The sequence below is a fragment of the Maribacter sp. HTCC2170 genome, from assembly GCF_000153165.2.
Taxonomy (GTDB): Bacteria; Bacteroidota; Bacteroidia; order Flavobacteriales; family Flavobacteriaceae; genus Maribacter_A.
Window position 1 is genome coordinate 1054975 of sequence record NC_014472.1, and the last position, 14715, is coordinate 1069689.

Annotated in this window: 17 protein-coding genes; 1 reads left to right on the forward strand and 16 read right to left on the reverse strand. The window is 35.5% G+C overall.

What is annotated here, in order from left to right:
- Positions 1-136: 136 nt before the first annotated feature.
- The 15 genes from FB2170_RS04790 to FB2170_RS04860 all read right to left on the reverse strand — a co-directional run bounded on the left by FB2170_RS04790 (position 137) and on the right by FB2170_RS04860 (position 13117).
- Entirely contained in the window at positions 137-760 is a 624-nt protein-coding gene (locus FB2170_RS04790; RefSeq protein ID WP_013305391.1) for a DUF998 domain-containing protein, read from the reverse strand.
- 19 nt (positions 761-779) lie between these two features.
- Entirely contained in the window at positions 780-2549 is a 1770-nt protein-coding gene (locus tag FB2170_RS04795; RefSeq protein WP_013305392.1) for a MutS-related protein, read from the reverse strand.
- Between the two features lie 42 nt (positions 2550-2591).
- Positions 2592-3065 carry a DinB family protein gene (locus FB2170_RS04800; RefSeq protein ID WP_013305393.1) on the reverse strand — a complete coding sequence of 158 codons (474 nt, stop codon included), beginning with the start codon at positions 3063-3065 and terminating at the stop codon, positions 2592-2594.
- 3 nt (positions 3066-3068) lie between these two features.
- Positions 3069-3428 (reverse strand): MmcQ/YjbR family DNA-binding protein, encoded by a 360-nt coding sequence (locus FB2170_RS04805; protein ID WP_013305394.1) that lies wholly within the window; start codon positions 3426-3428, stop codon positions 3069-3071.
- 10 nt (positions 3429-3438) lie between these two features.
- Complete coding sequence (locus tag FB2170_RS04810) at positions 3439-3834, reverse strand: Dabb family protein (protein WP_013305395.1); 396 nt, start codon at positions 3832-3834, stop codon at positions 3439-3441.
- Positions 3831-4454: a DUF4230 domain-containing protein gene (locus tag FB2170_RS04815; RefSeq protein WP_013305396.1), complete on the reverse strand. Its 624-nt coding sequence runs from the start codon at positions 4452-4454 to the stop codon at positions 3831-3833. Before FB2170_RS04815 ends, FB2170_RS04810 begins: the two co-directional genes overlap by 4 nt.
- The gene (locus tag FB2170_RS04820) at positions 4447-4806 is read right to left on the reverse strand and encodes a DUF4260 domain-containing protein (RefSeq protein ID WP_013305397.1); all 360 of its coding nucleotides are present in this window, start codon (positions 4804-4806) and stop codon (positions 4447-4449) included. Before FB2170_RS04820 ends, FB2170_RS04815 begins: the two co-directional genes overlap by 8 nt.
- The gene (locus tag FB2170_RS04825; protein WP_013305399.1) at positions 4806-5555 is read right to left on the reverse strand and encodes a cyclase family protein; all 750 of its coding nucleotides are present in this window, start codon (positions 5553-5555) and stop codon (positions 4806-4808) included. The genes FB2170_RS04820 and FB2170_RS04825 overlap by 1 nt, the downstream gene beginning before the upstream one ends.
- Positions 5556-5681: 126 nt before the next feature.
- Positions 5682-6815, reverse strand: a complete 1134-nt coding sequence (hemW, locus tag FB2170_RS04830) for a radical SAM family heme chaperone HemW (RefSeq protein WP_041632681.1) — start codon at positions 6813-6815, stop codon at positions 5682-5684.
- Positions 6816-6844: 29 nt separating this feature from the next.
- Complete coding sequence (gene ruvC, locus FB2170_RS04835; protein ID WP_013305401.1) at positions 6845-7399, reverse strand: crossover junction endodeoxyribonuclease RuvC; 555 nt, start codon at positions 7397-7399, stop codon at positions 6845-6847.
- Positions 7400-7406: 7 nt separating this feature from the next.
- A complete protein-coding gene (locus FB2170_RS04840) occupies positions 7407-7883 on the reverse strand; it encodes a hypothetical protein (RefSeq protein ID WP_041633046.1) in 477 nt (158 codons plus the stop codon).
- Between the two features lie 96 nt (positions 7884-7979).
- Entirely contained in the window at positions 7980-10199 is a 2220-nt protein-coding gene (locus FB2170_RS04845) for a S41 family peptidase (RefSeq protein WP_013305403.1), read from the reverse strand.
- A 27-nt stretch (positions 10200-10226) separates the two neighbouring features.
- Positions 10227-11363 carry a tetratricopeptide repeat protein gene (locus tag FB2170_RS04850; RefSeq protein WP_013305404.1) on the reverse strand — a complete coding sequence of 379 codons (1137 nt, stop codon included), beginning with the start codon at positions 11361-11363 and terminating at the stop codon, positions 10227-10229.
- A gap of 9 nt (positions 11364-11372) precedes the next feature.
- Positions 11373-12758, reverse strand: a complete 1386-nt coding sequence (locus tag FB2170_RS04855) for a M56 family metallopeptidase (RefSeq protein WP_013305405.1) — start codon at positions 12756-12758, stop codon at positions 11373-11375.
- Positions 12755-13117, reverse strand: coding sequence for a BlaI/MecI/CopY family transcriptional regulator (locus FB2170_RS04860; protein WP_013305406.1), 363 nt, complete (start codon positions 13115-13117; stop codon positions 12755-12757). The genes FB2170_RS04855 and FB2170_RS04860 overlap by 4 nt, the downstream gene beginning before the upstream one ends.
- Positions 13118-13289: 172 nt before the next feature.
- Here FB2170_RS04860 and FB2170_RS04865 point away from each other — a divergent pair, with 172 nt between their 5' ends.
- Complete coding sequence (locus FB2170_RS04865) at positions 13290-13805, forward strand: DUF456 domain-containing protein (protein WP_013305407.1); 516 nt, start codon at positions 13290-13292, stop codon at positions 13803-13805.
- A 10-nt stretch (positions 13806-13815) separates the two neighbouring features.
- On the opposite strand, the gene FB2170_RS04870 is transcribed toward FB2170_RS04865, so the two are convergent.
- Positions 13816-14706: a LysR family transcriptional regulator gene (locus FB2170_RS04870; RefSeq protein ID WP_041633047.1), complete on the reverse strand. Its 891-nt coding sequence runs from the start codon at positions 14704-14706 to the stop codon at positions 13816-13818.
- Between the last annotated feature and the right edge of the window lie 9 nt (positions 14707-14715).

The window sequence follows — 14715 nt, forward strand, 5'->3', positions numbered from 1 at the left end:
ATTAAAAAAAAGTGTAGACGAATGGAACATTCCTATAGATGAATAATTTCCAACAAAACAATGCAAAACATGTTTACACTTATAAGAAACATAGTATTAATATGCTTAAAGAGTACCGTTAAGTTATGAGCTAAAACTATCTTGAACTTCCTTTTTTTACGTAAAAAGCTACTGTCATAATCCAAAAAAGAATGCTGGCTTCTATAATTCTTTGAAACAGTCCAATGAACTTGCTTTCAGGATTTGAGAACAATACCAGTACAAAAACCAAAGCTATTGTTCCGGAAACAAATGATGTTCTAGCAAATTTTTTGGTATCCTGCTGTTTTCTACAATAAACCCCAAGTAGAATTACACTGAAAGGGACGATCAAGTAAGTTAAAAAACCAGTTAGATTATGAATGAATTGTGAAAGACTGAATGTATTCGGATCCATTACACAACCAATATCACAAGGAAAAACTCCAGTGACTATTGTGCCCAATCCATAAAAAATGGCAAACAGTAAAAAAAGAACTTTTATTGGCCTTGACTTGGGCAAAACAAAAGGCATCAAAAACCCAAAGATGGCAAAACAAATTCCGCTTAAAATAAACGCATATCGCAAATATTGACTATCAGGCAAACCGTTTGCATAACTTTCACTTATATACTGGCTTATATGGCTATAACCTTCAATTTGCAAACCTCCTATAATTGCGGCAATTATGAATAAGAAGACCCCAACACTTGCAGACCAAAAAATAAAATTGTTTTTCATTGTTAGTTGAATTTGAGAGCTAGACTATATCCATTTTTTTCAATAAGAAAGAGGCATTCATATTTTGACAGATTCCTTTTTTGAATTTATAATCAAAATGCAGCTCATCATCTATAATCTCAGCATCAAAAAAGTAGTTCTTCACTTGAGGTAACTCATCGGCCGCTTCACATAAACTAAGGTCATGCGTTGCAATGATTCCCGTAGATTTTGAGACAACTAATTTTTCTACGAACTTTCTCGAACCTTTGGCTTTATCAGTACTATTAGTGCCCTTTAGGATTTCATCCAAAACAATGAAATAGCGGTCTTTTTGAATTTCATCTACGATGAATTTCAAGCGCTTTAACTCCGAAAAGAAATACGACTCATCGTCAGTCAAAGAATCAGCAGTTCGCATACTTGTAATTAATTTTATGGGAGCATATTCTGCTTTGGATGCGCATACCGGCAATCCCACATTTGCCATTACAATTTGCAATGACACCGTTCGTAAAAACGTGCTTTTACCCGCCATGTTGGCTCCCGTAATAATCAAAAATTGTTCAGCATCTATTTCAAAATCATTCACAACACTTTTCTTTGGATCTAATAGTGGATGCCCAGCATCAGAAGATTTTAATGTGATATTGTTGTCCGATATTTCAGGAAATGAATATTTAGGATGGTTGAAGGCAAAATTTCCTAAGCTATTATACGCATCAAAAAATGCTATTACATTAAACCATTCTTCAACTGCACTCGAATGTGCTTTTATCCATTTCTCTATTTGAAAACAAGTGTAAAGACTTCTGAGAAAAAAGCCGTTGCCAAAAACGAGATAAATGACATTATTGTTTTGATCAAGGCTGCTTAAGAGTCCTGAAAACTCTTTAAGGACTTTTGATGTTTTCTGATCATTAGTAATGACCCGTTCTCTCTTTTTTCTTAAAATTTGAGACTTGAATTCTGTTTCTTCAAGAATGGTCAATAGCTTATTGTACTGCTCAAAAGTGCTCTGGATTTTAGACGTATCCGAGGCCAACTTTGTGATTTTCTTTGTGAAAATCCCTACAATTCCCAATCCTATGACAAGCCATAAAATCAGTGCTAATTCTGGCAATAAATTGAGAAAATAAAGTGTAATGACTGCCAATGAAGCAACCGAAAAAACAGCTGGCACATACTTCATTGAACCTGGGATAAATGGCGTATAGGCACCTAACCATTTCGTTATTGATTTCGTGGATGTCTCTGTCTTGGTCAAGGAGGCAACTGCCGAAAATTCCTGTCGCCATTTGGGCATCTTTCCCAACTCTTGGATTGCTTCTTGCTTTCCCAGAATATTCTCAATAGAATTCTCAAGTAATACCAATGAAAATACCTCACTCCCCTGTTTTAAAGCTGTCCTATTTGCATACTGGTAGAATGAGCCCCGACCAAACAAATCTATATCTTGACAATAAAAATGATTGGGATTTTTGTATTCCTCTCCATTAGATAAATGATGAAATTTTCGGTCAATTACATCAATCTCAGTCTGATTAATTTTTAAGAGTGCTTTTAACCGGTCTCTTTTATACTGTAAATCTGAATGTCTTGAGACCAAAAACACAAAAAGCACAATGGCCACGACAATAATTGCCCAAACAATCCTTGTATTTCCAAAAGCAAAATACACCCCAAGGATTGTGAAACAAAAAGCAAGAAGCCTAAGCATACTTGACGCATAGAGCTGCTTTTTGATTTTAGACAAATCGCTTTTATAAGCCGTGATTTGCTTGGTATAGAAACTTTTAAAATCCTGCATTCGGGAATTGGTTTTAAAACCTATAAAGATAACTAAACCACCCTAAGTTTTAGCGTTGGTGTTTAGCATAGCGATCTGTCCAAGATGGTAAATATCATGTTGGGAAACGCTTCGTAAAATTGGGCCAAAAGTGTACTTCTTCCCTGGCACCAATTTATCAAGCAAATCGTCGTCAAAACTACCTAACTGCTCCAAAATTTTGCTTTGAGTGTTACTAATTTCCTGCAACATTTGTTCCCACTCTCTTTCGTTATTAATAATACGAGGTGTCCAGTCATTGAGTTCATCAATAATTATATCATAAACTTCATCGCCCTGTAACTTCTTGATTACAAAAATCCTCCAATTAATAATGTGTTGTAAAAGAACCGCAGTGGTCTTGTTACCATAAACCTTTTCATTTACAGATTTCCAGTTTACGGTTCTCAGTTTTTTCATAACTGAATCGCCATACCACGGTTTACCATCAAAACTCTCCGTTAAATCATTTATTATGTATTCCAGTTTGTCTCGCATAGTTTAATCCAGAGCGTCAAACTCTGACCTTAGTTTTTTAGTGAATTTAGACACAACCAAGTCGTAGGAATGATCAACAAGTTCTATAATCAGTTTTGGCGGAAGATTACCCAGCATAATGGTATTCCAGTGGACTTTGCTCATATGATACCCTGGTATTATTTCTCCATCATATTCCTCTCTTAATGTAATCGCCCTTTCCGGGTCACATTTTAAATTGACCTGTGCAGGAAGGCGTTCCAAGCCAACCAACGCGAACATTTTACCCATAACTTTAAAGACCAAGGTATGCTCATCAAAAGGAAACTCCTCAGTTATTCCTTTTTTAGATATACAATAATCCCTGAATTCCTCAATATGCATGGTCTAGAATTTAGATTGTTGTTGAATCATAAACAATAACCTTTGTCCATAAATGGCTAGATTCCTCAATAAACAATTTATGAGGTGCCTCATCTTGATAATTCTTTTGAGCCTCAGCCGATTCGAAAGTAACAATCAATGAATAGGTGAAGGATCCATCAACAACATCTCTACTAGCTTTCGGAGGATATCCGATAAACTTTGTTTTTGCGTAACCCGAATTGTTTAAAAACTTCTTGAGGGAAGTTTCGAAGGCTACACGGTCCTCCTTCTTATCTGGATTTTCCAACCAAAAATAAACGGTATGTGCAAAATTGGCATCAAATTCTTTCATGGTATTTTCTGTTTGGCCGTAACCGGCAATGGTAAAAGTTAAAATTAATACTGCGCAAAATATCTTTTTCATAAATCCAATAGTTTCTTTTGTTTTTCGTCTATTTCCAAGGCCGAATAATCCAATCTCCATCCAATGGTCTCAACGATTTTCTCAATAAGTAAAACCGCTTCCAAAGCCTCTCGCCTTGCTGTATCCATTAATCCGCTTTCAGGAATTTTTTCCAAGATATGCTTCTTCGCCTCTTTATTCAAAGAGGTAAGGTCATTGGGTGTAAACGTATTGAATAACCCGTTCTGAATATCATAGAACTCCAATTCTGGCTCAATGGATATTACTTCTGGTTCAGGGAAATTAGATAGAATAATCTTCTTTTTTTCGTTGTCTGCGTGCATGAATATTTTTTGAAGATCATACCCTATTTGAGCCTTTGCATTGATAACAATCAGCGCTTTCTTTTTACTGCTCACCAAACTCATAAAATGTTCTTTGGTGTTCTCATATTTATAAATTTCAGCAAAATCCCCTTCGACAGAAATCAATTTACAGACACTTTTTATTTTTTCTAAAAGCACTGTTGATTGATGCTCTGTAAGTTCCTTACTTTTCTTTTTACCGAATAAGGAAAAAAGCCAATACATAAGTATGGCACCAAGAACCAATCCCAAAAAAATCTCAACAATACTATCCATGCTTTTTTCCTATTTCGCCCAAGTGGGTGAATTTGAAACCCTTTTCAAATTTTAAACCATAACCAAGAGCCCTGTCCAATGAAGCATGTGAAAATAATATAATTCCAGCTAATTGGCATATCGGCATGGAAAAATACATTCCAATAAAATAAATGAGAATGGCCAACCCTTTATGATGAAATAAATTATAGGATATAGCACCAACTTTATTTCCGAACAGATAACCGACCATACCTATATCAGGGGCCAGTATTAGCACTAAAAACCACCACCATTGATATCCCAATAGACCAAACATGAAGATTCCAAGAACCAACATCATTACCTCCTCCAACTTTATCAATAACTTCATTATTTTTCAATTTCGTATAGAACAGGCCTACTGGGCGATGCATCATTTTCAAATGGGGCCATCTGCAAATTCAAAAAATAGGTGCCATCATCTATTTTGTTCGATACGTATATGAATTCAGTGATCGTGGCATTTTTACGCATTTTCCCACCAACATTCCAAAATGCCCTATGTGCCAAAAGTTCACCATTATCTTTCTCCCTATCAACTGAAGGCAAATCAACTAACAAATGTTCAACACCCTTATTGACTAAAAACTGTGCAGCCTCTTCCAATAAATACGGCGGATTTGTATTTGAGTATTGTTTTGACGTTTTATCCCTAAGATTGGGCAGTGTCCTAATGATTACTGCATCTCGCTTTTTATTACCGAAGGCATACTGCAACTGTTTCTTTGATATTACGAAATCATCATGAAATTTCTCCGGGGCAATTGTAATCACCTCAGCCAAAAAGAAATAGTTTTTTAAGTTCTTGTTCACAGAATGGAACTCTTCTGTTATATGGCCTACGCATTCGGTATGAGTACCATGGGAATGAGGATTGAACCAAATATCATTGAAATTGACAACTGCACCTTTTGAAACAGCTCCAACAAATTCACCCTCGGTATGGGGCTCAATTTTCGAATGATCAATATACCAAGCATTAACATCAGATTCTCCGCCTTTCATTGGTATTGAAATATCCAATGCCCTTGACAAATCTATAGTATGGTTTCGGTTGTTTACTTTAATCGTAGCTTTCATAAAAATTGTCTCGTCGAGCGCAGTCGAGACGTTTTGTTTAAAGCGTTATTAGTTCTCAACTGGGCTCGAACAGGCAAAAACTAAAAAATTATGAATTCTTTCTTCCTTAGGGAAAACAGCTTTATTTTAATCTAAATTTACCACAAAAAGATCTGAAGCAATCCCATCAACTAAAAACTTTCCTTTTTTTGTTGCTATTAATTGATCTTCTTTGAGTACTAACAATTGCTGATCCAAATATTGCTCTGATTGCCTCGTTAGATAATTTAAACGCTCTTTACCAAATTCCTGACTGATTCGCTGAAGTGAAACACCCCAACTGGTACGCAAACCTGTCATTATATATTCATTGTATTTGTCATTCAGGGAAAGCTCTTCAACTTCTGAAGGCAACTGTCCAGACTCAATAGATTTCAGGTACTTAGGATTGTTACTTACATTCCAGCTTCTTCTTCTTCCATCATAAGAATGAGCAGAAGGGCCAATCCCCAAATATGTTTTACCAAGCCAATATGCTGTATTGTTTTTCGAATAATACCCTGGCTTTCCAAAATTGGAAATTTCATAGCAATCATAGCCATTAATGGTCAAAACCTCGTAAAGCATCTGAAAATGTTCTTGGGCAAGTTCTTCATCCAATGGTGACATTTTCCCCTTTTGTATAAAATTGGCCAACGCGGTTTTAGGTTCAACTGTCAGTGCATAGCTTGATATATGGGGAATATTATATGACAGGGCTTTTTCAATATTTTGCAACCACCTTTCATTGGTCATATTAGGAATTCCATAAATAAGATCTATGGAAATATTATCAAAATACTTAGTGGCTTCCGTTATGCACTCCTCTGCTTCTTTAGCATTATGGGCACGGTTCATTAGTAGCAAATCCTCTTCAAAAAAAGATTGAATGCCTATACTCAATCGGTTAATGGGGCTTTGGGACAATTCAATGATTTTGTTCATTGACAAATCGTCTGGATTGGCCTCTAAGGTTATTTCTGGATTTTCAACAACTTCATAATTTGAATACACTGTTTTAATCAAATCATTTATTTCATTTATATCTAAAACAGATGGGGTTCCACCCCCAAAATAAATAGTCTCTATGATTTCACCCGCTAACTTTTCCTGTCGCAGCATCAGTTCTTTTTTCAACGCAGCGACCATCTGTGCTTTCTTCTTCAAACTGGTCGAAAAATGAAAATCACAGTAGTGACATGCTTGCTTGCAAAATGGAATGTGAATATAAATTCCGGACATGAGTTCAATTATAAAGATGAAGAACTAATTTACTTCTTAACTCTTGCTTGGTTCTGTTTTACAAAAGCATCCCAACCAGAATAGTTCTTACCAACTTCCACTCTTCCCTGATTATAAAAATGACATACCGCAGCAGCTAAACCATCTGTACTATCAAGGTTTTTGGGCAAAGATTTTAAACCAAGTGTGCTTTGCAGCATTTTTGCCACTTGCTCCTTGCTGGCGTTTCCATTACCTGTAATCGCCATTTTAATTTTTTTAGGAAGATATTCAGTTATTGGTATTTCCCGAGAGAGTCCGGCCGCCATGGCAACACCTTGGGCTCTTCCCAATTTTAACATTGACTGTACATTTTTACCGAAAAAGGGTGCTTCAATGGCTATTTCATCTGGGTGATACGTATCGATCAATTCAATGGTACGTTCAAAAATAAGTTTCAGTTTGGTATAGGGGTCTTTATATTTTTGAAGTAAAAGTTCGTTCATCTGAACAAATTTCATCTGCTTATTCACCACTTTAATGATACCAAAACCCATGATGGTAGTTCCCGGATCAATTCCCAATATTATTTTCTCGTTGGACAAGTTTCTTCTATTTTGAATTAAGTACTATTGGAATTCTAAATTTAGCATTGACCGGAATCCCTCTTTTCAAAGCCGGAGCCAAAGGTGGTAAATTTTTTATGCTCTGTGATATTATGCCATCGAATTCGGGCATTTCCTTATTAATGGCCTTATCCTTTTCAATATTTGTAACCGAAATTCTTCCTTCTTGATCAATTAGAAAATCAACAAATACTGTGTTGTCAATATCTGGATCTATTACAAACTCAAATTCACTTAATGTGGCTGAAAAATACTTGAGTAATTCGGTCTCAAAACAAACCCTTTGACTTGTTTTAGTGGTCGATTCGTCACAGGTATCAAATAGAGGATAATTATCAACATCATTCCAGTCAATAGAAAGCATCTCTTGATTGACCAATTTTTGGGTCTTTTTCTCCTTGGATTCAAACAAATCACAGGAAAAGCATGAACACAAAACCAATATGGCAATAAACTTTCGCATGAACCCCATTTCTATTGGGGAAATTACGATTTTTTAGGGAGTAGGAACAACATAATATGGTCGATTATCTTTGAGACTTGATAACAAACTTGATAATTATTCATTTATAAGTTCTATCGCCTTTTCCAACACCTCATCCCTTCCATTTTTAATACCTTGTATTGTTGGCTTACTCTCAACATCAGGTTCAATTCCGACTCTTTGTGTTTCGGTACCATCTGGATAATAGATTCCCATCCCACTAATACGCGTTGATATTCCTCCGGGCAAACTTATACTGGAAACATTCCCATCAGCACCCGCAGTAGTGCTTCCTACAATTGTTGTATTGTCTCCAACTCGCAAGGCCATACACGTGAATTCTGACTGACTTTGGGAATATTCATTAACCAATACAATTAACTTACCAGAATATGCATCATTGGATTTAGGAACTTCCAGTTCTTTAACAAAACATATTTCCCCGGGGTTATCAATATTTGCAGCGGTAAGTTTAACAAAAGGTCTTGTAGAAGAGACAAAATAGGGCCCTAATGAATAAGGGACAAAAGTATTTGGGTAATTGCGAATGTCTATAATTATACCTTTTGTGTTTCTAAACTTGGTTTTAATATTTTCAATATCCTTTTTTTCTAAAGACCTCAAAGTAATGTAACCAATATTGTCATCAATGAATTTATGACTTGGTTTTCCATCACTTACATCCCATCTAACTATGTCAAGGCTATCCTTAGGAAAAAGCTTTATCACTTCTTGTATTTTTTTATCTTCCGAAATGTACCCAATAGAAAGATTTTTTTCTCTGGAACGCAGAATATCAAGAGAAATATCCCTCATTCTTGCAGCATCATTGGATGCCGGATAGTATGGTTTCAAACTATCAATAACACTCTCCACCGCCCTTTCCTGAATATGTGTTATTACATCTCCAATTTCCAATCCGGATTCTTTTATCAACTCAGGATTGTGATAATTCGTGACAACCAATTTACCTTGAATAAACCGAACCTCAAATGGTGGATAATAATTTCCTCTTAGGTCATTGATTTTTTGACCTCCTAATCCGATTCTAGCATGAGAATCACTAATTTCCCCTATCAACTTTAGTGTTGTCAACTCGTATTCCAACTCATTTTTGGAATCGATAAATTTTGGAATGTACTCTGTTAATACTTCATCCCAATTCTTGTCTGTCAAATGCTTATTTGGAGAGAAGTAGTTAACAATATTCCAATATTTGAAAAGTGTTAAAAGTCGAAACCCCTCATCAGGATAAGGCATTTCATAGTACGGTTTTTCATTTTTGAATTCAGGATTACCAATCCTCGGAAATGTTCCAACATAGAAATGTTCACCTTGGAATCTATTCTGATAAATCTCTTTGAGCAGTATTTGTAATTCTGAATTCAATCCATTGCTATCTATCCAAGTTAAATCTGGTTTTTGTAAAACATTAGATGAGGCCCTCTTACTGTCTTGATGTTGAGGAAATTCACCATAATTGTTAATCCATTTTAATAGTAATTGATTCCTTTCCAAAGTTGTTTTTACTTCAAAATATTCCGGTAATACTCTAAATAATTCATAATCCCAATTATAGTTTCCTTTACCCACTTCTGGGTGATAGTACTTTAAAAACCCCCAAATCTTACCCAATAACTGGAGATTAGTCAATTTAGATTCATTGAGCATAGGAAATTGCACTTTAGAACCTAAGTCAAATTCATTGTCCAAATACCCTGTTGCAATCATTTCCTCTTTCTCTTTCATAATCTGCATATTTTGGCCGTCCATTTTAAGTGAAAAATCATCAAACCAGGCTTCGCCTTGACCTGATAATATTCCCCCAACATAAATCTGTTCAGCCCCTTCGGGATATGGAAGTGTAATTGTATATTTTTTCCAATCTTTTGTGCCTTTGATATTTTGATATTGCATGTTTTCAAACCCTCCGTTCATACCATGAAGCCCAAATTTTTCAACATCGATTCGCATCAATAATCCTGCAAACCCTCCCTCAACATTCTTAATTTTCATGTAGCCCTCAAGTTGAATGGTTTTACCAATATAATTTCCTGGTATAACATATACTAATCTACCCTCAACTCCTTTATTATCAGATATGATTTTTCCCGCAAACCTTCCTGAATGACTTACTGTATCGGTAAACACTTCATAGTCCGACCACTTGAACCAACCTTCAGACATCCCTTCTTTCGAATCAAACTGTTCAAAATCCAGATTATACCTATTTACTATTTGTCCATGAACGGTTGAGCCAATTAATACTAACAATATGAGCGTTACAGATTTCATTATTTTTATTTTGCTTTTGTGGTATAATCAATCCGTATTAAAATGAATTTTTTCTTTTAACTCGGTTATACGTTTTGAAACCACTACTGAAAAATATGATTTATCTTCTTCATATAATTCAAAATACCTTTCGTAGTATTTTAATTTAACTTTTGGGTCTTTAAAATAACGATCTGCAGCAGTGCAAACTTGAAAATACCCCATTGCGCTATGGGGATACTCTTTATGCGCAAGTCTATAATATTCAAAAGCCAACTTTAAATCGTTTCTTTCTCTTGCCAAACCTGCCAAGTAACTATACCCTTTCGCAAAAATGGGTTTTTGGACATCCATACCTTTTTTGATAAAAACCTCGGCACTATCCAACTGTTTGTTTTTGCGCAGTGTCTCTGCCATATTATAATAAACTTCAGGATTTTCGGGATTCATCTCAATTAAAATTCGATGTGCTGTTTTAGCCTTTTCAAAATCCCAGTTTTTATAATGACAATAAGCCAGCTTTTCATAAACATACTTTTTTGTCTCTCCCAGTTCAAGAACACGTTCAAACCATGGTATGGCTTTTTCGTAGGCTGCATCATTAAACAGGACCAATGCCTTAAGGTTGATCAACGCCACATCATCAGGATAAAACTCCAATCCTTTATCTATATAAAAGAGAGCCTGTTTCTTTTCTTGCTTTACGACAAAAGTTTTTCCCAATCTGAAAAGACTCCGCAAATGTGTACTGTCCTTATCAACCGCATTCTTGTAAGCGTTAATACTACTTGCCGGTTGATCTAATTCGCTATAAATCTCACCTAGGTAATAGTAATATTCCGGGTTCTCTTTCTCAGCGCCTACCAAGTTGGAAAACAATTTTCTTGCCTCGTCAAACTCTTGTGTCTTCACTAATAGTTTTCCAAATTCAAACTGGGCAATTTGCATTGATGGGTTCTTTTCCAATACATCCCGATATTGTGCAATGGCTTTTTCGCTATTACCAATGGCATTATAGGCCCTAGCAATTTGCAAACTGGATTTTGGAGTACCAGCCTGAGCATAATGGTTGATAGCTTTTGTATAGTTGGCTGTAGCATATAAACTATCTGCAACAGCCATTTCCGGAGTTTGGGCTTCGGTCTTAGTAATGATAAGGAGCAATAAAATCAGTGCTTTCTTCAATATCTTAAATTATTGTAGTTTAAATGAGATAGGTATCGAAAATGGGACATGGACCACTTTACCTTTATGTTTACCAGGTGTCATTCTAGGTAATTTGCCAATAATTCGTTTGGCTTCTTCTTCTAACAGTTCATTTGGTCCTTTAGTTTTAATGTTGTTTATCATTCCATTTGAAGCAATAGAAAACAAGATATTTACTCTGCCTTGAATACCGAGTTCCTGCGCTTTTATTGGATAACTAAAATGCTTCTTAATATGGTTAACTAAATTGGTATTGAAACATTCAATTTTATCATTTGCGTCTTCACATCCTGGAAATACAGGAACTTCATCGACTATTGCAAATGGAACTCCACTATATTCAATACTTCCTTCCTCACCAGAAATTCCACCAATATCTTTGGGGTATGTTTTATATATCAAAAGTGCCAATTGTCCTTTTTCCTCATCCGTCAAAGAACCTTTTGCTTCAATTTCTTCCTTTAATTTGGAAATTTTTTCAGATAATGTGACTTCACTTTCAGCAACTTCTTTCTTATCTTCATAGTTACAAGAAGTATACAATAACATTCCTGACATTAACGGAATTAACAATAAGTACTTTAACTGCCAGACTTTTTTTGATTTTGTTTTTTGTAACATGATTATTCGTTTTTTGATTAATGAAGTTTTAAAAAATTGATTGACAAATGATATATGTTGGGTTTGAAATACCTGCGAAAGCATCATTTGATATTGTTCCTTTTTGTTGCCTTTTGCCACCTGCGCATCAGCAATGAATTCGTGCAATTCGGAAACACGACTTTGATAGATATACACCAAGGGATTGAACCAGCAAATAATCCGCAATAATTCGAAGAACACTAAATCCAAAGAATGCTTTTGCCTTATATGTACAAGCTCGTGTTGAATTATTTTATCATGCTCATCTTTGATTACCTGATCTCCCAGAAAAATGGATTTGAAAAATGAAAATGCCAAATTACTGTTCGCCACAACTATTTGTGTATACTCAGAAAAAAACTGGATCTCTCCGTTTTTGCGAAGTTGATATAGCTTCGCCATTTTATATATGAATAAACCCAATCCAATTAAAACACCCAACACAAAAACACTCTCTTGCCATGATAGGGAAATAACGGATTTACTATCTGTACCCAAAGAAATTGGCTCATTCTGGATATTCCAAAGAAACTCTGGATACAAATAATATTCAATGGGAATCTCTGTTCTGAAAGCCTCTATCTTCAACCACGGCAAAAACAAAGACAGCACATGTGTGCCGATCAAGTACAGCCTATTCCATTGAAAAAATGTCTCTCTTCTAAGAAAAAAATCATAGACAATCAGAAAAACCAATTGGAAACCAATAAACTCTATTATATACTGTATCATATTTCGTCTTTTTCGATTTCTTTCATAATAGACTCCAATTCAGAAAGATTCATATCGTTCTTTTTCATAAAAAAAGAAACCATACTCTTGAATGACCCTTGAAAATACCCATCAACCAATTTATTTATTGATTGATTGCTATAATCCGATTTTTGCACCAACGGAAAGTACAAATACCCTTTCCCTTCTTGTTCGTGATCCACAAACCCCTTGCTTTCCAAAATTCTAACAATGGTTGAAACTGTATTATACGCCGGTTTGGGCTCAGGTAATTCATTGATAATTGATGCCACATTGCATCGTTGTAATTGCCATAAAATCTGCATTACCTCTTCCTCGGCTTTAGTCAATTGTTTCATCTTGTAACTAACTTTTTAGTTGAATCATATAACAAATATAACTATATAATTAGTTTAAACTAATCTTTTAGTTGAATAATTTGCAGCGAACATAATTATGAGTCCATATGTAACATTAACCAGCTATCTTCGTCAAACAATAAAGACCCCTAAAGGGGATTAAATAGGTTTCATGGATATTGCTTTGCTCATTTTTGGGTTCATATTAATGTTAATAGGAATATTGGGTAGTTTTCTGCCTGTTTTACCAGGCCCGACTGTTAGTTGGATTGGGCTTTTGCTCTTGTATTTGACAAAAGCAGTTCCTGATGATTGGGTGTTTCTGGGAATCACCTTGGCAATCGCACTGACGGTCTTCGCGTTGGATTATATTATTCCCGCAGTGGGCACTAAAAAATTTGGTGGCACTAAGGCCGGAATGTTAGGTACAACAATTGGATTATTGGTGGCACTATTTTTTCCTATTCTAGGGCCTTTTGGAATCATTATTTGGCCTTTTGTTGGGGCATTGGTTGGTGAATTAATGAATAAGGCCGACAAAAAAACAGCTACTAAAGCGGCATTTGGTTCTTTTATTGGGTTCTTAACAGGAACGTTTCTAAAATTTATGGTGACCATAGTCTTTTTAGGCCTGTTTATCTCCAAGGCCTGGGATTATAAGGGAGTATTGTTCCCTTATTTTAACTAACAGGTCTGCGTTATTTTCCAGGCAAAAGCAAATCTATACAATGTTGCAAGGCGGGGTTTCGATTATCTGTTTTCCAAATAACCGACAATACAGCCCACTGTGGAATTCGCTTAAGTTCAATAAACTTAACATCTAACTGAAATCCATATTGTAAAGAAGTTGGCACTATTGCGATTCCCATTTTGTTTTCAACCAGCTTAAAAATCGTTTGTGCGTGTACAGATTTATGAGAAATCTTTGGGGTAAAACCCGCATCTTCACAAATACTCATTACCGTATCATAATACAATGGACTATAGTCCTGTGAGAAAAGGATGAAACTTTCATCTGAAAGTTGATGAATCCCCTTAAATGATTTATTGGTGAGTAGGTGATTTTTTGGCAATACCACGGAAAAAGTATCTTTAAAAACGGGTTGTAATTCCAACCCTTTTGGTACTCTTGCCAAACGCACAAAACCAACATCCAATTTGTCTTTTAATACTGCATTTACTTGGGCGCTGTTCGATAATTCTTCCAAGTTCGTTTGTATGCCATCAAAGTTCTTCTTCAATTCGACCAAAAGGTCTGGAATTACATTTTGCATGGCAGAACCCAAAAAACCAATTCGTATTTCACCAAGACTTCCTTCGCCAATAAGTTTTAATTGCTTTTTGGTCACTTCCAAATGGTTTAAAATGAATTCTAGCTCCGATTTTAAGTATTCCCCAGCCGGAGTAAGCGAAACCTTTTTTTTATTCCTGACAAACAGATTGGTATCTAAAATCTCTTCCATTTGTTTAATCTGCCTACTCAATCCTGGCTGTGAAATAAAGAGCTTCTCTGCCGCCTTTCTGAAATGCAATTCTTCAGCTACTGCCAAAAAATAATTAAAATGTCGTAATTCCAATTGATAACCCATGGTTATTGA